Genomic DNA, 18,700 nt, shown 5'->3' on the forward strand with positions numbered 1-18,700 from the left:
GCACCGGTGCCTGAGAACCCCGAAGAGAAGCCCGAAACCGGCGGCGAGCACTCCAGCGCGGAGCGGCCCGAGGCCGGTCTCGAACCCCAGGGCGCCCGCCCGGCAGAGCCGGTGGTGGCCGGCAGCGAGCGCAAGGGCATGTTCGGTGTCCGCGGCAGCGGCGACACCTCCGGGTACGGCGGCCTGCGGCTGCCCGCGTACAGCCCGCCGCCCGCGGAACGCCCGTACGGCGGCTGGTTCGACGAGTTCGCCGACGAGTTCCTGGCCGCGCTGGCGGACAACAAGATCCCGCCGTCCGCGATCCTGCAGACCACTGTGGACCGTGGCGAGATCACCTTCTACGTGAGCCGTGACCACCTCGCCGCCATCGCGAAGGTGCTCCGCGACGACGCCGGGTTGCGCTTCGAACTGCTGATGGCGGTCACCGGGGTCGACTACGGCGTGGACGTGCCGCAGCGGCTGCATTCGGTCTACGACTTCCTGTCGATGACCTACCGGCGCCGCATCCGGCTCGAGGTCACGCTCGACATCGAAGACCCGCACGTGCCCTCGCTGGTCGAGACCTATCCGACCGCGGACTGGCACGAGCGCGAGGCCTACGACATGTTCGGCATCATCTACGACGGCCACCCCGGCCTCACCCGCATCCTCATGCCGGACGACTGGGACGGCCACCCCCAGCGCAAGGACTACCCGCTCGGCGGGATCCCGGTCGAATACAAGGGCGCGGAGATTCCGCCGCCGGACCAGCGGAGGTCGTACTCGTGAGCACCGAACAGACCGAAACCGAGTACGCCGAAGTCCGGGACACCACCGAAGGCCCCGTCTACCACGTCTCCGGCGGCGACTGGGACGAGGTGCTCGGCGACGCCCAGCACGACGACCGCATGGTCATCAACATGGGCCCGCAGCACCCGTCCACGCACGGCGTGCTCCGGCTCGTGCTGGAGCTCGAAGGCGAGACCGTCACGCAGCTGCGCGCGGTGATCGGGTACCTGCACACCGGCATCGAGAAGAGTGCCGAGTACCGCACCTGGACCCAGGGCGTCACGTTCGTGACGCGCGCGGACTACCTCGCCCCGCTGTCCAACGAGATGGCCTTCTGCCTCGGCGTGGAGAAGCTGCTCGGCATCAAGGCCCCGCCGCGCGCGGAGATCCTGCGGGTCCTGCTGCTGGAGCTGAACCGGATCACGTCGCACCTGGTGTTCATCGCCACCGGTGGGATGGACCTCGGCGCCACCACGGCCATGACGCTCGGCTTCCGCGAGCGCGAGGAGGCCATGCACCTGCTCGAGTACCTGACCGGCCTGCGGATGAACCACGCGTTCATCCGTCCCGGCGGGCTCGCCCAGGACATGCCGGAGGACTGGGCCGAGAAGGTCCTCGACTTCTGCAAGATCATGGACCAGCGGCTTCCGTTGTACGACAAGATGTTCACCGGACAGCCGATCTGGCGCAACCGGCTCAAGGACGTCGGCGTGCTGCCGCTCGACGCATGCCTCGCGCTTGGCGTCACCGGTCCGGTGCTGCGGGCCGCGGGCCTGCCGTGGGACCTGCGCAAGACCGAGCCGTACTCGCGCTACGACGAGTTCGAGTTCGACGTGCCCACCTCCACCGACGCCGACAGCTGGGCGCGGTACCTGCTGCGGCTGGAGGAAATCCACCAGAGCCTGCGGATCATGAAGCAGGTCGTGAAGATGGCCGAGCCGGGCCCGGTCATGGTGGAGGACAAGAAGATCGCGTGGCCCGCACAGCTGTCGATCGGCAGCGACGGCATGGGCAACTCGCTCGGGCACGTCAAGAAGATCATGGGCCAGTCGATGGAGTCCCTGATCCACCACTTCAAGCTCGTCACCGAGGGCTTCCACGTGCCGGCCGGCCAGGTATACGCGCCGGTCGAGTCGCCGCGCGGCGAGATCGCCGCGCACCTGGTGTCCGACGGCGGCACCCGGCCGCTGCGCGTGCACCTGCGGGAGCCGAGCTTCGTGAACATGCAGGCGATGCCCGCGATGGCCGAGGGCGGACTGGTCGCCGACCTGGTCGTCGTCATCGCCTCGATCGACCCGGTACTGGGGGGAGTGGACCGATGACGAACCCGGCTGCCGCGCCGGAAACGGTCGCGGACGTTTTCGATGCCGACACGCATCGCGAGGCGAAGGAAATCATCGCCCGCTACCCGGTGTCGCGCTCGGCGCTGCTGCCGATGCTGCACCTCGTGCAGTCGGTGCAGGGTTACGTGAGCCTGGAAGGCATCGCGTTCTGCGCGAGCCACCTCGACCTCACCGACGCCGAGGTCAGCGCGGTCGCGACGTTCTACACCATGTACAAGCGCCGCCCGTGCGGTGAGCACCTGGTGAGCGTCTGCACCAACACGCTGTGCGCGGCGATGGGTGGCGACGAGATCTACCGCAAGCTGCAGACGCACCTCGGTTCCGACGAGAAACCGTTGGGGCATGAGGAAACCGTCGGCACGCCGGGTGAGCAGGGCTCGATCACGCTGGAGCACGCGGAATGCCTCGCGGCCTGCGACCTCGCGCCGGTGCTGCAGGTCAACTACGAGTACTTCGACAACCAGACGCCGGACCAGGCGGTCGCGCTCGTCGATGCGTTGCAGGCAGGCAAGAAGCCCGCGCCGACGCGTGGTGCGCCGCTGTCGGACTTCAAGGGCGCGGAGCGGCAGCTCGCCGGGTTCTGGCCGGAGGACGACGCGACCTACCGCGCGGACGTCGACGGTCCGTCGCAGGCGGTCGAGACCTTGCGGGGCGCGCAGATCGCCGCCGACCGCGGCTGGTCGGCCCCCGGTGCGCAGGATGTTCCGCTCCCCGAAGTGGAGAAGAAGTAATGGTCGATCCCATCACTCCGGTTCTCACGAAGCGCTGGCTGTCCCCGGAATCCTGGCGCATCGAGACCTACGAACAGCTCGAGGGGTACACCGCCGCGCGCAAGGCGCTGGCCGGTACGCCCGAGCAGCTCGTGCAGGTGGTCAAGGACTCCGGCCTCCGCGGTCGCGGTGGCGCGGGCTTCCCGGCGGGCGTGAAGTGGTCGTTCATGCCGCCCAATGAGGACAAGCCGCATTACCTGGTGATCAACGCCGACGAGGGTGAACCGGGTACCTGCAAGGACATCCCGCTGATGATGGCGGACCCGCATTCGCTCATCGAGGGCTGCATCATCGCCTCGTACGCCATGCGGTCGCACCACTGCTTCATCTACGTCCGCGGTGAGGCCCTGCACTGCATCCGCCGGCTCAACGCGGCCACGCGTGAGGCGTACGCGAAGGGCTACCTGGGCAAGAACATCTTCGGCACCGGCTGGGACCTCGAGCTGACTGTGCACGCCGGCGCCGGCGCGTACATCTGCGGCGAGGAAACGGCGTTGCTGGACTCGCTCGAAGGCCGCCGCGGCCAGCCCCGGCTCAAGCCGCCGTTCCCCGCGGCCGCCGGGCTGTACGCGGCACCGACCACGGTGAACAACGTCGAGACCATCGCGAGTGCGCCGTACATCATCAACGCCGGTTCGTCGTGGTTCCGCGAGATGGGCCGCGAGAAGTCGCCGGGTCCGAAGATCTACTCGATCTCCGGGCACGTCGAGAAGCCCGGCCAGTACGAGTGCCCGCTCGGCACCACGCTCCGCGAGCTGCTGGAGCTGGCGGGCGGCATGAAGGACGGCATCCCGCTCAAGTTCTGGACGCCGGGCGGGTCGTCCACGCCGATGTTCACTGCCGAGCACCTCGACATCCCGCTCGACTTCGAGGGTGCTGCCGAGGCCGGTTCGATGCTGGGTACCACGGCGGTGCAGGTCTTCAACGAGACCGTTTCGGTGCCGTGGGCCGTGATGAAGTGGACACAGTTCTACGAGCACGAATCGTGCGGCAAGTGCACGCCGTGCCGCGAGGGCACGTACTGGCTCGCGCAGATCCTCGAGCGGATGGTCGAGGGGCACGGCACCGAAGAGGACATCGACACCCTGCTGGACGTGTGCGACAACATCCTCGGCCGGTCGTTCTGCGCACTCGGGGACGGCGCGGTGTCGCCGATCACCAGTGGCATCAAGTACTTCCGGGACGAGTTCCTCGCACTGTGCGAGAGCAACAAGCGCGAGCTGGTGGGAGCGCAGGCATGACGATCGCGCCCGACAAGACGACGACTTCGGAGATCCCGGTCCCCGAAGGTCACGTGAAGCTGACCATCGACGGCGAAGAGGTCATCGCACCCAAGGGTGAGCTGCTGATCCGCACCGCCGAGCGGCTCGGCACGGTCATCCCGCGGTTCTGCGACCACCCGCTGCTCGACCCGGCTGGCGCGTGCCGCCAGTGCCTGGTCGAGGTCGAGATGGGCGGCCGTCCGATGCCGAAGCCGCAGGCCTCGTGCACGATGACGGTCGCCGACGGCATGGTGGTCAAGACGCAGCTCACCTCGCCGGTGGCGGACAAGGCCCAGCAGGGTGTGATGGAGCTGCTGCTCATCAACCACCCGCTGGACTGCCCGATCTGTGACAAGGGCGGTGAGTGCCCGCTGCAGAACCAGGCGCTCGCGCATGGCCGCACGGACTCGCGGTTCGTCGACACCAAGCGCACGTTCGCGAAGCCGCTGCCGATCTCGTCGCAGGTGCTCCTCGACCGCGAGCGGTGCGTGTTGTGCCAGCGCTGTACGCGATTCTCGGCGCAGATTGCCGGTGACCCGTTCATCGAGCTGCTCGAACGCGGCGCGCACCAGCAGATCGGGACCGCGGAAACGGCCGACGTGCTCGACCTGGCTTCGCGCACGACCAGTGGCGAGCCGTTCCAGAGCTACTTCTCCGGCAACGTGATCCAGATCTGCCCGGTCGGCGCGCTCACGAGTGCGGCGTACCGGTTCCGGTCACGGCCGTTCGACCTGGTGTCGTCGCCGAGTGTGTGCGAGCACTGCTCGTCCGGCTGCGACGAGCGCACCGACTTCCGGCGCGGCAAGATCCAGCGCAAGCTGGCCGGTGACGACCCGGAGGTGAACGAGGAGTGGCTGTGCGACAAGGGCCGCTTCGCGTTCCGCTACGTGCAGGCGGACGACCGGATCCGCCGCCCGCTGGTCCGCAACGCGGCGGGTGAGCTGGAAGAAGCCTCCTGGACCGACGCGCTCCGGATCGCTTCGGAAGGGCTGCTGAAGGCCCGTGACGGCAAGGGTGCCGCGGTGCTCACCGGCGGTCGGCTGACTGTCGAGGACGCGTACGCGTACTCGAAGTTCGCCCGGATTGCCTTGCGTACCAACGACATCGACTTCCGCGCCCGCCCGCACTCGGACGAGGAGCTGGCGTTCCTCAGTTCGGCAGTGGTGGGTACGACGCCGGAAACCGGTGTGACGTTCGGCGAGATCGAGCGGGCGCGCACGGTGCTGTGCGTGGCGTTCGAGCCCGAGGACGAGGCGCCGATCGTGTTCCTGCGGCTGCGCAAGGCAGCCCGCAAGAACCGCACCCGGGTCGTCCACTTGGGACAGTGGACCACCTCGTCGGTGCGCAAGACCTTCGGTGAGCTGCTGGCCTGCGTACCCGGTGGCGAGGCCGCCGCGGTCGACGGCATCGCGCAGCACGCGGCCGACGTCGACACCGCTTTGAGTGGCGACGGTGCGGTGGTGCTGGTCGGCGAGCGGGCGGCGGAAATCCCCGGCCTGTTCTCCGCGCTGCAGCGGCTGAGCGCCCGGACCGGCGCCCGGCTGGCGTGGATCCCGCGCCGCGCAGGCGATCGGGGTGCGCTGGAGACCGGCTGCGTGCCGACACTGCTGCCGGGCGGCCGTCCGGTCACCGACGCGGCCGCCCGCGCCGAGGTCGAAAAGCAGTGGGGCGTAGAGCTTCCCGCCTCGCCCGGGCGGGACGTCACCGGCATCCTCGAGGCCGCTTCGGGCGGACAGCTGGACGCGCTGGTGGTCGGCGGCGTCGACCCGAACGACCTGCCCGACCCGGACCTGGCGCGGCGCGCACTCGACAACGCAGGCTTCGTGGTCAGCCTGGAGCTGCGGGCGAGCGAGGTCACCGAACGGGCCGACGTGGTCCTGCCGGTCGCGCCGTCGGTGGAGAAGGCGGGTAGCTACCTCAACTGGGAAGGCCGCCGCCGCGCATTCGACATCACGCTCGAAGGCACCGGTTCCCTCCCGGACGGCCGGGTCCTCGACACCCTCGCCGTCGAGATGGACGCCGACCTCTTCACCCAAACCCCCGCCGCCTCCGCCGCCGACCTCTCCCGCCTGTCCAAGCACCCCAATGTGGCATTGGGTGCATCTGACGCACCGAATGCCACATTGGGTGCATCTGACGCACCCAATGCCACATTGGGGCGTTCTGAGCCGGGGCCGGGGCAGGCGGTGCTCGCGACCTGGCGGCAGCTGATCGACAACGGTTCGCTGCAGGACGGCGAACCGCACCTCAAGGGCACCCAGCGGACGCCGGTCGCGCGGCTGTCGGCGAAGACCGCCGAGGGCCTCGGCACCACGGTGAAGGTGGCCACCGAACGTGGGTCGATCACCCTGCCGGTCGAGGTGGCCGACCTGCCGGACGGCGTCGTGTGGCTGCCCGGCAACTCCGACGGCTCGGCCGTCCGCGCCGCACTGGCCGCTGGACACGGCGCGCTCGTGCAGATTTCCGGAGGTGACCAGTGAGCCCGCAGCTCACGCAGTTCCTCGCCGCGTACCCGGACGCAGCCGAACGGGCCCGGCTCCTCGCCGACGACCCGTGGTGGCTCATCCTGATCAAGGCGGTCGTGGTCCTGCTGATCGGGCCGATCCTCACGATCTTCCTGATCGTGTGGGAGCGCAAGGCGATCGGCCGGATGCAGAACCGCCCCGGCCCCAACCGGGTCGGCCCCGGCGGCTACCTGCAGTCGCTCGCGGACGCCGTCAAGCTCCCGTTCAAGGAGCAGATCATCCCGGACACCGCCGACCGCAAGGTGTACTTCCTCGCCCCGGTGGTGTCCGCGGTACCCGCGCTGATCGCGTTGTCGGCCATCCCGTTCGGCCCGGTCGTCTCGATCTTCGGGCACCAGACGGTGCTTCAGCTGATGGACCTCCCGGTCGGCGTGCTGGTGATCCTGGCCTGCTCGTCGATCGGCGTGTACGGCATCGTGCTGGCCGGCTGGTCGTCCGGCTCGCCGTACCCGCTCTTCGGTGGCATGCGCTCGGCCGCGCAGGTGATCTCCTACGAGATCGCGATGGGCCTCTCGATCGTCGCGGTGATCCTGTACTCCGGGTCGCTGCAGACGTCGGAAATCGTGCAGGCGCAGACGCACGGCTGGTACTTCTACATGCTCATCCCGAGCTTCGTGATCTACGTGATCTCGATGGTCGGCGAGACGAACCGCGCGCCGTTCGACCTCCCGGAGGCCGAGTCGGAGCTGGTCGGCGGGTTCCACACCGAGTACAACTCGATGAAGTTCGCGATGTTCTTCCTCGCCGAGTACGTCAACATGGTGATCGTCTCGGCGTTCTGCACCACGCTCTTCCTCGGCGGCTGGCGGTTCCCGTTCGTCGGCGACGATTCGCCGCTGAACCAGAACTGGTGGCCGGTCCTCTGGTTCTTCGCCAAGACGTTCGTGCTGCTCTTCGGCTTCATCTGGCTGCGCGCCACGCTGCCGCGGCTGCGGTACGACCAGTTCATGCGGCTGGGCTGGAAGGTCCTGGTGCCGGTGAACCTGGTGTGGATCGTGGTCGTGGTCGCGATCAAGACCATCCAGTGGAGCTGGCCGCAGATCCTCGTCGGCGTCGGCATCGTGCTGGTCGTGCTCGTGCTGCTGAGCCTCGCGCTGCCGGACAAGAAGGTGCCCGAATCGGACTACGTGGACCTCACCGGCGGCGGCTACCCGGTGCCGCCGCTTGACCTGCGGGTCCCGGAGTCCACGCCGCGGCAGAAGGCGCTGGCCAAGGCGGAGGCGAAGGCCGCGCGGCGCAAGCCGGCCGGCGTCACCTCCGGGGCCGCACAGGAAGGGACAGAAGATGGCGGCAACTGACTTCCTCAATCCCATCAAGGGGTTCGGCGTCACCTTCGGGATGATGTTCAAGAAGGTGGCGACCGAGGAGTACCCCGAGGCGGGCGCGCCGTCGGCCCCGCGGTACCACGGCCGCCACCAGCTCAACCGGCATCCGGACGGGCTGGAAAAGTGCGTCGGCTGCGAGCTGTGCGCGTGGGCGTGCCCGGCGGACGCGATCTTCGTCGAGGGCGGCGACAACACCGACGAAGAGCGGTACTCGCCGGGTGAGCGTTACGGCGCGGACTACCAGATCAACTACCTGCGCTGCATCGGCTGCGGCCTGTGCATCGAGGCCTGCCCGACCCGGTCGCTCACCATGACCAACTTCTACGAGATGGCCGACGACGACCGGCAGCGGCTCATCTACACCAAGGAAGACCTGCTCGCCCCGCTGCTGCCCGGCATGGAGCAGCCGCCGCACCCGATGCGGCTCGGCGAAAACGAGCAGGACTACTACGTCAACGGTCCCGAGCTGGCGGCCAAGGCGCAGCAGGAGGCGAAGCAGTGATTGCCGCCGTGCTCGCCCAGGCCCCCGTCGACGCGTCCGTGTCGACCGGCGAAGCCATTGCGTTCTGGATCCTCGGCCCGCTTTCGCTGCTCGGCGGGCTCGGGATGATCTTCTCCCGCAACGCCGTGCACTCGGCGTTGTGGCTGGTGCTCACGATGCTCACCCTCGGCGCGATGTACATGACCCAGTCCGCGCCGTTCCTCGGGTTCACCCAGATCATCGTCTACACCGGCGCGATCATGATGCTGTTCCTCTTCGTGCTGATGCTGGTCGGCCGGGAGAGCTCGGACTCGGTGGTCGAGGTGCTGCGCGGGCAGCGGATGGCCGCGACGCTGCTCGGCGTCGGACTGGCCGCGCTGATCGCCGCGGGCGTTTTCCGTTCGCTGGTGAACGTGACCCCGGCCGCGCCGCTGGACCCGTACCAGCCGACCGGCGGCGGCCCGGGCGGTCTCGGCCGGCTCATCTTCACCGAGTACCTGTTCCCGTTCGAGCTCACCTCGGCGCTGCTGATCACCGCCGCGCTCGGCGCGATGGTGCTGGCCTTCTCCGGCCGGAATGCCAAGGGCGGCAAGGTTTCCCAGCGCGAACTGGTCAAGATGCGCTTCCGCGGCGAGCACGACCGCCCGTCGCCGCTGCCCGGTCCCGGCGTGTTCGCCACCGCCAGTTCGGTCTCCACGCCCGCGCTGCTGCCGGACGGCTCGGTCGCGCCGGAGTCGATGTCGGAGATCATCGAGTCCACCTCGGCGATCCGGCTCATGCGTGAGCGCAAGCTGATCGCCGACGAGGGTCCGAAGCCCGACGCGCACGCGCTGGTCGGCGGCGTGCCGAAGGCCGAACCGGCCGAAGAAGAAGGGGACGGAAAGTGACCCCGAGCTACTACCTGCTGCTGTCCGCGCTGCTGTTCTGCATCGGCGCGGTGGGCGTGCTGGTCCGCCGCAACGCGATCGTCGTGTTCATGTGCATCGAGCTGATGCTGAACGCGGTGAACCTCACCCTGGTCACCTTCGCCCGCATCAACGGCGGGCTGCACGGCCAGGTGATGGCGTTCTTCGTGATGGTGGTCGCGGCCGCCGAGGTCGTGGTGGGACTGGCGATCATCATGGCGATCTTCCGCACCCGCCGTTCGGCCTCGGTCGACGACACGAACCTGCTGAAGTACTGAGGGAGACGACCGAGTGACCGCATCATCGTGGCTGCTGGTGGCCCTTCCCGCCCTCGGCGCCCTGGTTCTGCTGCTATCCGGGAAGCGCGCGAAGGCGTGGGGGCATCTGCTCGGCTGTGCCACCGTCACGCTCGCCTTCGTGTACGGCGTGCTCCTGTTCTTCTCCACCGACAGCCACGCGGTCACCGACACCAAGGTGTACTCCTGGATCCCGGTGACCCAGCTGCAGGTGGACTTCGGGCTGCGCATCGACGCGCTGTCGCTGACGTTCGTCCTGCTGATCACCGGCGTCGGCATGCTGATCCACTTCTACTCGATCGGCTACATGGCCGAGGACGAGGGCCGGTACCGCTTCTTCGCGTACCTCAACCTCTTCATCGCGTCGATGCTGATCCTGGTGCTGGGCAACAGCTTCGTGACGCTGTACCTCGGCTGGGAAGGCGTGGGTCTCGCGTCGTACCTGCTGATCGGCTGGTATCAGGGCCGTCCGTCCGCCGCGACCGCGGCGAAGAAGGCGTTCCTGATGAACCGCGTCGGCGACGTCGGGCTCGCGCTGGCGATCTTCCTGATGTTCAAGTACGTCGGGTCGACCGGGTACGCGCAGGTCTTCGAAGGCGTGACGCAGGGCAAGATCCCGCCGGGCGCGATCACCGCGATCGCGATCCTGCTGCTGCTCGGCGCTTGCGGTAAGTCCGGCCAGTTCCCGCTGCAGGCCTGGCTGCCGGACGCGATGGAAGGCCCGACCCCGGTGTCGGCGCTCATCCACGCGGCGACGATGGTCACCGCGGGCGTGTACCTCGTGGCCCGCTGCAACGTCATCTTCACCGCGACACCGGACGGGCGCCTGGTGGTCACCCTGGTCGGCGCGGTCACGCTGCTGCTCGGGTGCATCGTCGGGTGTGCCTACGACGACATCAAGAAGGTGCTCGCGTACTCCACGGTCAGCCAGATCGGGTACATGATGCTGGCCGTCGGCCTCGGGCCGGGGATCTACGCGCTCGGCATCATGCACCTGGTGGCACACGGCTTCTTCAAGGCCGGGCTGTTCCTCGGCGCCGGTTCGGTCATGCACGGCATGAACGACGAGGTCGACATGCGCAAGTTCGGCGGCCTCGCCAGGAAGATGCCGATCACGTTCGTCACCTTCGGCTTCGGCTACCTGGCGCTCATCGGCTTCCCGTTCCTCACCGGGTACTACACGAAGGACGCGATCATCGAAGCCGCGTTCGGCCAGGAAGGCTGGCGTGGCTGGGCGTTCGGGCTCGCGACGGTGATCGGCGCCGGGCTCACCGCGTTCTACATGACGCGGCTGATGATGATGACCTTCTTCGGCAAGCAGCGCTGGAAGGACATCAAGTCGTCCGACGGCCGCGACTTCCACCCGCACGAGTCCAAGCCGGTCATGTGGATCCCGATGGCGATCCTTGCGGTCGGCTCGATCGGCGCCGGTGCGTTCTTCGCGATCGGCAACCGGTTCGTGGACTGGCTTTCCCCGGTGGTCGGCGAGTTCGAGCACGCCGAGCACACCCCGATCCCGTCGTGGACCGTCCCGGCGGCCACGCTGGTGCTGGCCGCGCTCGGCGTACTGCTGGCGGTGTGGCTGTTCCGGCCGTCGCGCGACATTCCGGTGGAGCGCCCCGAGCGGGTGTCCTGGCCGGTGCGCGCGGCACGCAAGGACCTGTACGGCAACGCGCTCAACGAAACCCTGGTCGCGCGTCCGGGCACCTGGCTCGCGAGGGCGTTGGTGTACGTGGACAACCGCGGTGTCGACGGCGCGGTGAACGGCATTGCCGCGGCACTCGGCGGCGGGTCCGGTCGGCTGCGCCGGATGCAGACCGGGTTCGTGCGGTCGTATGCGCTGTCCATGCTCGGCGGCACGTTCCTGCTTCTGGCGGCCCTTCTGCTGGTGAGGTTCTCCTGACATGACTTGGCTTCTGGCACTCATCCTGCTGCCGCTGGCCGGCTCGGCGGTGCTGGCGTTCCTCAAGGGGAACGACCGGGCCGCGGTCGCCACGGCGCTCGTCGTGTCCATTGTGGAGTTCCTGCTGATCATCCCGTTCTGGGCGAGCTACTCGCCTTCGGGCGAGCGCATCCAGCAGGCCACCACGATGGACTGGATCCCGAGCTTCGGTATCCACATCTCGTTCGGCACCGACGGCATTTCGCTGATCATGATCGCGGTGATCGCGTTGCTCGTGCCGATCGTCGTCGGCGCACTCGGCCTCACCGACAAGCTGCCCGCGGGCCGCAGTGCCGGCGGGTTCCTGTCGCTGATCCTGCTGCAGGAAGCGATCACGATCGGCGTCTTCGCGGCGACCGACGTGTTCCTCTTCTACGTGCTCTTCGAGATCATGCTGATCCCGATGTACTTCCTGATCGGCGGCTACGGCGGCGCGAACCGGCAGTACGCGGCGGTGAAGTTCTTCCTGTACTCGTTCCTCGGCGGCCTGATCATGCTGGCGTCGGCGATCGGGGCGTACTCGCTGGCCTCGGACAAGCTCGGCAAGGGCACGTTCGACTGGGCCACGCTGGTCACGGTCGTCCGGGAAGCACCGGCGAGCACGCAGATCTGGCTGTTCCTCGGCTTCTTCCTCGCGTTCGCGATCAAGGCGCCGCTGGTGCCGTTCCACACCTGGCTCCCGGACGCCGCGGGCCAGGCGCCGATCGGCGTCGCGGTGCTGCTGGTCGGCGTGCTGGACAAGGTCGGCACGTTCGGGTTCCTGCGCTACTGCCTGCCGATGTTCCCGGAGGCGAGCAAAACGCTGGCGCCGCTGGTGCTGATCCTTTCGGTGATCGGCATCCTGTACGGCTCGATGCTGGCGGCCGGGCAGCGCGACATGAAGCGGTTCATCGCGTACGTGTCGATCGCCCACTTCGGGTTCATCGCGCTCGGCATCTTCACGTTCAACGAGCAGGCCGTGGTCGGTTCGGTGTCGTACATGCTGAACCACAGCCTGTCCACCGGGATGCTGATCGTGGTGATCGGCCTGATCGTGATGCGCGGCGGGTCGAGCCGGATCTCCGACTACGGCGGGATGGCGAAGGTGACCCCGCTGCTCGGCGGAATGCTGCTGCTGGCCGGGCTTTCCGCGTTGTCGCTGCCGGGGACCAACTCGTTCGTGAGCGAGTTCCTCGTGCTCCTGGGGTCCTATGTGGACCAGCCGGTGTACACGATCATCGCCACCGTCGGCATGGTGCTGGCCGCGGCGTACGTGCTGTGGCTGTACCAGCGGATCATGCAGGGCCCAGTTCGTGGTGATGCGCTGGTGGGTGCCGGCGGCGGCCCGGGTACGGCAATCGCGCCGGAGCTCGGGGCGAAGAAGACCATCAAGGACCTCGGCGGACGCGAGATCGCGATCCTCGCGCCCATGGTCATCCTGATCATCGGGCTGGGCTTCTACCCCAAGCCGATGCTCGACACGATCACCCCGTCGGTGCAGGCGACGCTGTCTGCCGTGCAGGGAGGCAAGTAAACCGTGCTCGACATGTTCCTGGCACAGGCGCCCGCGGCGCCGGTGGAGGTGCCCTCGGTCGACTACGCGGCCGTGCTGCCGATGCTGATCGTCTTCGGCGTCGCATGCGTGGGCGTGCTGGTGGAAGCGTTTGCACCCAAGGCGACGCGGTGGGGGATCCAGGTCACGATCTCCCTCGTCGCGATCGTCGCCGCGGGGGTCTCGCTGATCCTGTACGCCACCGGTTCGGCCCCGAAGGCGGGTACGACGACGTTCTCCGGGGCGATCTCGGTGGACCGGCCGTCGCTCTTCCTGTGGGGCACGCTGCTGCTGCTCGCGGTGGGTGCGGTGTTCCTGATCGCGGACCGCAAGGTGGAGCCCGGCGGCGCGTTCGTGGCGCAGGCGGCGATCCGGCCGGGCACGGTGCAGGACCGTGCGCAGGCAGGTGCCACGACGGCGTCGCAGACCGAGGTGTTCCCGCTGACGCTGTTCGCGCTCGGCGGCATGATGACCTTCTGCGCGGCCAACGACCTGCTCACCATGTTCATCGCGCTGGAAGTGCTTTCCCTGCCGCTGTACCTGATGTGCGGCCTCGCCCGGCGGCGCCGGCTCATCTCGCAGGAAGCGGCCGTCAAGTACTTCCTGCTGGGTGCGTTCTCGTCGGCGTTCTTCCTTTACGGGCTCGCGCTCCTGTACGGCTACGCGAACTCGGTGAAGCTGGTCGACATCGCGCACGCGGCGGCGGGTTCGGACCGGTCGGACACGCTGCTGTTCGCCGGTCTCGGACTGCTCGTGGTCGGCTTGCTGTTCAAGGGTTCGGTCGGCCCGTTCCACACCTGGACGCCGGACGTGTACCAGGGCGCGCCGACGCCGGTCACCGGCTTCATGGCGGCGTGCACGAAGGTCGCCGCATTCGGCGCGATCCTGCGCGTGCTCACCGTCGGGTTCTCGTCGACGAGCTGGGAATGGCGCGGCGTGATGTGGGCGGTGGCGATCATCTCGATGGTGATCGGCGCAATCCTCGGCCTGACCCAGACGGACGTGAAGCGGATGATCGCGTACTCGTCCATTGCGCACGCGGGTTTCCTGCTCGTGGGCGCGATCGCGATGACCGAGGACGGGCTGTCGAGCACGCTGTTCTACCTGCTGGCGTACGGCTTCACGACGCTGGCGGCGTTCGGCGTGGTGAGCCTGGTCCGCGATTCCAGCGGCGAGGCAACGCATCTGTCGGCGTGGGCGGGCTTGGCGAAACGGTCGCCGCTCTTGGCCGGGGTGTTCACGTTCCTGCTGCTTGCGCTGGCCGGAATCCCGCTGACGAGCGGTTTCGTGGGCAAGTTCGTGGTGTTCTCGGCCGCGCTGTCGGACGGAATGGCGCCGCTGGTGGTGATCGCGCTGGTGTTCAGCGCCGTGGCGGCGTTCTTCTACCTGCGCGTGATCGTGCTGATGTACTTCTCGGAACCCGCCGCGGACGGCCCGACGGTGTCCGTACCTGGCGGCTTCACGACGGCGGCCATCGCGCTCGGGGTGGTGGTGACGCTGGTCCTCGGCGTGGTCCCGGCCTTCGCGTTGAACTGGGCCGCCTCAGGCGGTTTCGCCTCGTAACCCCCCTCCGCCGCCGCGACCCCAATGTGGCATTGGGTGCGTCAGATGCACCGAACGCCACATTGGGTGCGTCAGATGCACCCAATGCCACATTGGGGCGCTTTCGGCGGGGGCGTGGTTACGGGGTGGGCGAGCAGGCGGTGTGGCCCACGGTGACCGAGCCGGTGATGCCGGACGCCGGGGCGAAGTCGATGCGCAGCATGGTCAGGTCGATGCTGCCGTCGCCCGGGAGCGACTGGCCGTTGAACACCGCGGTGGCGAGCACGGTTCCGTCGGTCTTCGTGAGCGGTTTGGCGTAGTTCGCGGGCATCGGCGAGGGCAGACCGGTGATGCCGGACAGCCCGCTGAACGTCCAGTTCGCGTTCGTCTGGTTCTGCGTCGCCTTGCAGGTGACCGTGTACGAGCCCAGCTTGATGCGCTTCCCGCCCGCGCTGACGAGGGCCGACAGCTCGAAGTTCTTGCCGGTGGCGGTGGACGTCGTGGTGGTGACGTCGTTGGCCGGGTCGGTGACCTCCGTGGTGCACGAGGACGTCCCGCCGCCGAAGGTGACCCCGGTCTTGAGGACGGCGTTCGACGTGCCGCTCGTGGGCCCTTCCACGGCACACGGCGCCAGCGGTGCCACCGCGACCGTGGTGGAGCCCTTGGTGAAGTTCGCGCCGCCGAGGTCGGCGACTCCGGCCGGGGTGGCCGCGGCCGCGGTTCCCGCGCCGGCGAGCAGGCCGCCGGCCATCAGCACCACAGTGGCGAGCCCGGCCCGCCGGAAGGTCGTGTTCCGCATGTCGTTGGTCTCCTCGCTGACGGTCTTCCTCCAGTGACTATCCGCAGGTCCGATTCGCCCGTTGCCGCTCCGCGCCGTGATCACCCGTCCGGGACCGTGGATCTACCCGTTCGTGGCCCGGCCCCGACCAGCGGCGCCGGTGTCATGTTCGTCACCGTTTCCGCAGGACAGCGGGTAAACGGCGGCACCGGGCCAACCATTACCCTGAAGGGGGTAATGCCGGTTTGCGAACCAGTGCCATGAGAGAGCGGAGCCGACGTGTCTGTGTCTTCACCACCTCCGGGGGCGGGTTCCGCCACGGCCCGGGATGGCGCTGTCGAGGACCTGCGCGCGACCGTCGGGCTGCAGATCCAGGACGAGCCGCTGCTGCGGGCCATCGCCGGGGGACTGGCCGACGTCGAGACGATGCTGCGGGACGTCGTCAAGAGCGATGTGCCTGCCGTCCACGACGCCGCGTTGCACCTGGTCGAAGCCGGGGGCAAACGTTTTCGCCCGCTCTTCACGCTGCTGTCTTCGCACTTCGGGCCCAAGCAGGGGGAGCAGGTGCTCATCGCCGCCGCGGCGGTCGAGCTGGTGCACCTGGCCACGCTGTACCACGACGACGTGATGGACGAGGCGACCATGCGGCGCGGCGCGGAGAGCGTCAACGCGCGCTGGGACAACACCGTCGCGATCCTCACCGGAGACTTCCTTTTCGCGCACGCCTCGCGGCTCGTCGCCGACCTCGGCACGGACGCGGCGCGGATCATCGCCGAGACATTCGGTGAACTGGTCACCGGCCAGATGCGCGAGACGGTCGGCCCGGGTCCCGGCGACGACCCGGTCGAGCACTACCTCACCGTGATCGCGCAGAAGACCGGCTCGCTGATCGCGACGTCCGGCCGCTTCGGCGGGATGATGTCCGGCGCAGCCGAGGAGCACATCCTGGCACTGCGCCGGTTCGGCGAGATCATCGGCACCGCGTTCCAGATCTCCGACGACGTCATCGACATCGCGTCGCCGTCGGCCGAACTGGGCAAGGTGCAGGGCACTGACCTGCGAGAAGGCGTGCGCACGCTGCCGATGCTGTACGCGCTCGCCGACCCCTGCACGGACCCTCGGCTGGTGGAGCTGCTCGCCGGCCCGATCACCGAGGACAAGCTGGTCGACGAGGCACTTGACCTGCTGCGTCGTTCGAGCGGCCTCGAACGCGCGCGGGCCACCCTTTCCGACTACGCTTCCCGAGCACGTGCCGAGCTCGCCGCGCTGCCCGCGTCCCCTGCGCGCGACGCTTGCGAGTCGGTCGCCGACTACCTGGTCGCGCGAACGTTCTAAAAGGGGCGGTAAATGTCCATTTTCGGGCAGGTGTGGCTGTGGAGCCTGCTGGCCTTCTTCGTCGGCGCGCTCGTCGCGTGGCTGGTGCTGGCGCGTCCCGCGCGCAAGCGGGTCCGGGACCTGGAGGCGGAGCTGACGGCCGCGCACGCCGAATCGGCGCGCGTCCCGGCCAACGCGTCGCGCACGGCGGTGCTGACGCCGCCCGCCGAGGACTGGACCCGTGACCAGCGTGAGCACGCCCCCACGGAGCTGATCCCGCCGGCCACGCGCACCTTCGAGCCGCCGACGCGCACCTTCGAACCGGAGTCGGAGTACGACGCGGAGTACCGCACGGCCCCGGAACCGGAGACGACCCGCGACGAGGACGTGGACGAAGCGTTCGCCCGCGCCGAAGCCGAGGAGACGGCGGACTCGACGGCGGCGTACCGCGTGTCGGCCACCGACTACCTGACGCCGGTCGAGCGCGAGTCCGGCTACCACCGCATCGCCGACGACCACGACAGCGGCCAGCACCGGGTCGCCGAGCCGGCCCCGGTCGAGGAAGAGCCGGGGTACCACCGGGTCGCCGAACCGGCAGCGGAACCGGCCGGGTACGGAACGGCGGAACCGGGCGGGCCCGGCAGCGCCTTCCACCGGGCTGCCGAGCCTGCCGATCAGGCCGACCACGGATATCGCGGGGTTGCGCCTGCTTCCGGTTACGGCAGCGGGGTTGCCGAGCCTGCCAACCAATCCGACTCCGGATACGGCCGGGTTGCCGAGCCTGCTGACGGGCCCGATTCCGGTTACCACAGCCGGGTTGCCGAGCCGGTCGAGGAGCACGACTCCGGTTACCACCGCCTTGCCGAGAGCACGGGGCAGCGCTCCGGGGCGGAGCCCGATGCACTGTCCGGTTTGGAGCGTCGGCTGGATCCCGCTGCGGCGGACCAAACCTCCGCTTCGGCACTGTCCACTCCGGAGCCGTTCACCACCGAGTCATACCCCGCAGAGCCATTCACCCCGGAGTCGTCCACTTCGGACGGTTCGGCGCTGTTCACCCCCTCGCCCACCAATCCGTCCACTTCGGACACCTCGGTGGAACCGTCCACTTCGGAGTCCGAAGCGTCCGAGGGGCCGGTTTCCCTGTTCCGTCCCGGTCCGCGCAACCCTCCGGCAGCTGAGCCGGACTGGTTTGCGCAGCCGGATCCTCCCGCGCGGTCGGCGTTCGAGGAGCCGTCGGATCCCACCGCCGCGGGAATGCCGAGTGTCGGGTACGCCGATTCGGGCGCCGGGCACCTCGCGAGCGAGCCGGGGGCCGGGCATCTCGACGAGGCCCCGGCGACTGACCACCTCACCTCGGCTGAACTGCCCGAAGCGCCTGCCGAGTCCCCGGAGTCCCCAGAACCCATTGAGCCCCCGGAGTCCATTGAGGACATTCCGGACGGCGCCCAGGTACTGCCGAAGCGGCAGCGCCGCGAATCCCCGCGGGGTGGGTTCGATCCGCCGCGGCCCATTCAGCCGTCGATGCGGCCGGTGGAGCGGCGTGACCCCGGCGTGAGCGGAGCGCACAGCGGATCGCTCTTCGAGCCGTCCGTCCAGCCGAACCAGGCCGCGATGAACGCCCCCGAACCCCCGCCTGCCCGCCAAAGCGCCGACGACGCGATTCCACCGGGGCCGTTCGGCCCGGGGTCGGCGATGCCGCGTCCGGGCGGTGGCCGTCCGGGAGACGGGTTCACGGTGAAGGCGAGCGTCACCGCTTTGCGGTACTGCACCGAGGAATCAGCGCAGTTCCCGCGGATGGTCGCGGAGGTCTGGTTCCGCAGCGCGGCCGATGCCGAGCGCGTCGGGTTCCGGCCGCTGCACTGAGCAAGCCCAAGTCCGTGAAGGGAACCATGAGGGAATCTGATTCCGTCATGGTTCC

General features: G+C 68.8%; 15 protein-coding genes. 14 read left to right on the forward strand and 1 reads right to left on the reverse strand.

Annotation, left to right across the window (positions count from 1 at the left end):
- The first annotated feature begins 6 nt into the window (after positions 1-6).
- Genes OO71_RS18920 through nuoN form a run of 12 tightly spaced genes read left to right on the forward strand, consistent with a single transcriptional unit; the run spans position 7 to position 14,711 of the window.
- A complete protein-coding gene (locus OO71_RS18920; RefSeq protein WP_033291111.1) occupies positions 7-768 on the forward strand; it encodes an NADH-quinone oxidoreductase subunit C in 762 nt (253 codons plus the stop codon).
- Positions 765-2,090, forward strand: a complete 1,326-nt coding sequence (locus tag OO71_RS18925; protein ID WP_033291112.1) for an NADH-quinone oxidoreductase subunit D — start codon at positions 765-767, stop codon at positions 2,088-2,090. The genes OO71_RS18920 and OO71_RS18925 overlap by 4 nt, the downstream gene beginning before the upstream one ends.
- A complete protein-coding gene (gene nuoE, locus OO71_RS18930) occupies positions 2,087-2,842 on the forward strand; it encodes an NADH-quinone oxidoreductase subunit NuoE (RefSeq protein WP_033291113.1) in 756 nt (251 codons plus the stop codon). The genes OO71_RS18925 and nuoE overlap by 4 nt, the downstream gene beginning before the upstream one ends.
- Positions 2,842-4,122 carry an NADH-quinone oxidoreductase subunit NuoF gene (gene nuoF / locus OO71_RS18935; RefSeq protein WP_033291114.1) on the forward strand — a complete coding sequence of 427 codons (1,281 nt, stop codon included), beginning with the start codon at positions 2,842-2,844 and terminating at the stop codon, positions 4,120-4,122. The genes nuoE and nuoF overlap by 1 nt, the downstream gene beginning before the upstream one ends.
- Entirely contained in the window at positions 4,119-6,623 is a 2,505-nt protein-coding gene (locus tag OO71_RS18940) for an NADH-quinone oxidoreductase subunit G (RefSeq protein WP_033291115.1), read from the forward strand. Before nuoF ends, OO71_RS18940 begins: the two co-directional genes overlap by 4 nt.
- A complete protein-coding gene (gene nuoH / locus OO71_RS18945; RefSeq protein WP_033291116.1) occupies positions 6,620-7,966 on the forward strand; it encodes an NADH-quinone oxidoreductase subunit NuoH in 1,347 nt (448 codons plus the stop codon). The genes OO71_RS18940 and nuoH overlap by 4 nt, the downstream gene beginning before the upstream one ends.
- Entirely contained in the window at positions 7,953-8,495 is a 543-nt protein-coding gene (gene nuoI, locus OO71_RS18950; RefSeq protein WP_033291117.1) for an NADH-quinone oxidoreductase subunit NuoI, read from the forward strand. Before nuoH ends, nuoI begins: the two co-directional genes overlap by 14 nt.
- The gene (locus tag OO71_RS18955; RefSeq protein WP_033291118.1) at positions 8,492-9,361 is read left to right on the forward strand and encodes an NADH-quinone oxidoreductase subunit J; all 870 of its coding nucleotides are present in this window, start codon (positions 8,492-8,494) and stop codon (positions 9,359-9,361) included. Before nuoI ends, OO71_RS18955 begins: the two co-directional genes overlap by 4 nt.
- Positions 9,358-9,657, forward strand: coding sequence for an NADH-quinone oxidoreductase subunit NuoK (gene nuoK, locus OO71_RS18960; protein WP_033291119.1), 300 nt, complete (start codon positions 9,358-9,360; stop codon positions 9,655-9,657). Before OO71_RS18955 ends, nuoK begins: the two co-directional genes overlap by 4 nt.
- Before the next feature lie 13 nt (positions 9,658-9,670).
- Complete coding sequence (nuoL, locus tag OO71_RS18965) at positions 9,671-11,578, forward strand: NADH-quinone oxidoreductase subunit L (protein WP_033291120.1); 1,908 nt, start codon at positions 9,671-9,673, stop codon at positions 11,576-11,578.
- 13 nt (positions 11,579-11,591) lie between these two features.
- A complete protein-coding gene (locus tag OO71_RS18970; protein ID WP_425388690.1) occupies positions 11,592-13,130 on the forward strand; it encodes an NADH-quinone oxidoreductase subunit M in 1,539 nt (512 codons plus the stop codon).
- Positions 13,131-13,142: 12 nt separating this feature from the next.
- Positions 13,143-14,711, forward strand: a complete 1,569-nt coding sequence (gene nuoN / locus OO71_RS18975; protein WP_425388691.1) for an NADH-quinone oxidoreductase subunit NuoN — start codon at positions 13,143-13,145, stop codon at positions 14,709-14,711.
- A gap of 118 nt (positions 14,712-14,829) precedes the next feature.
- Here the strand turns inward: nuoN and OO71_RS18980 are convergent, their stop codons facing one another.
- Positions 14,830-15,489 carry a hypothetical protein gene (locus OO71_RS18980; protein ID WP_033291123.1) on the reverse strand — a complete coding sequence of 220 codons (660 nt, stop codon included), beginning with the start codon at positions 15,487-15,489 and terminating at the stop codon, positions 14,830-14,832.
- 264 nt (positions 15,490-15,753) lie between these two features.
- Between OO71_RS18980 and OO71_RS18985 the strand changes: the two genes are divergently transcribed.
- Together OO71_RS18985 and OO71_RS46505 are read left to right on the forward strand one after the other, a co-directional pair.
- Positions 15,754-16,803 (forward strand): polyprenyl synthetase family protein, encoded by a 1,050-nt coding sequence (locus tag OO71_RS18985; protein WP_033291124.1) that lies wholly within the window; start codon positions 15,754-15,756, stop codon positions 16,801-16,803.
- Positions 16,804-16,815: 12 nt separating this feature from the next.
- A complete protein-coding gene (locus tag OO71_RS46505; RefSeq protein WP_034263234.1) occupies positions 16,816-18,645 on the forward strand; it encodes a LapA family protein in 1,830 nt (609 codons plus the stop codon).
- The last annotated feature ends 55 nt before the right edge of the window (positions 18,646-18,700 follow it).

It is taken from the genome of Amycolatopsis jejuensis (assembly GCF_000717335.1).
GTDB lineage: Bacteria > Actinomycetota > Actinomycetes > Mycobacteriales > Pseudonocardiaceae > Amycolatopsis > Amycolatopsis jejuensis.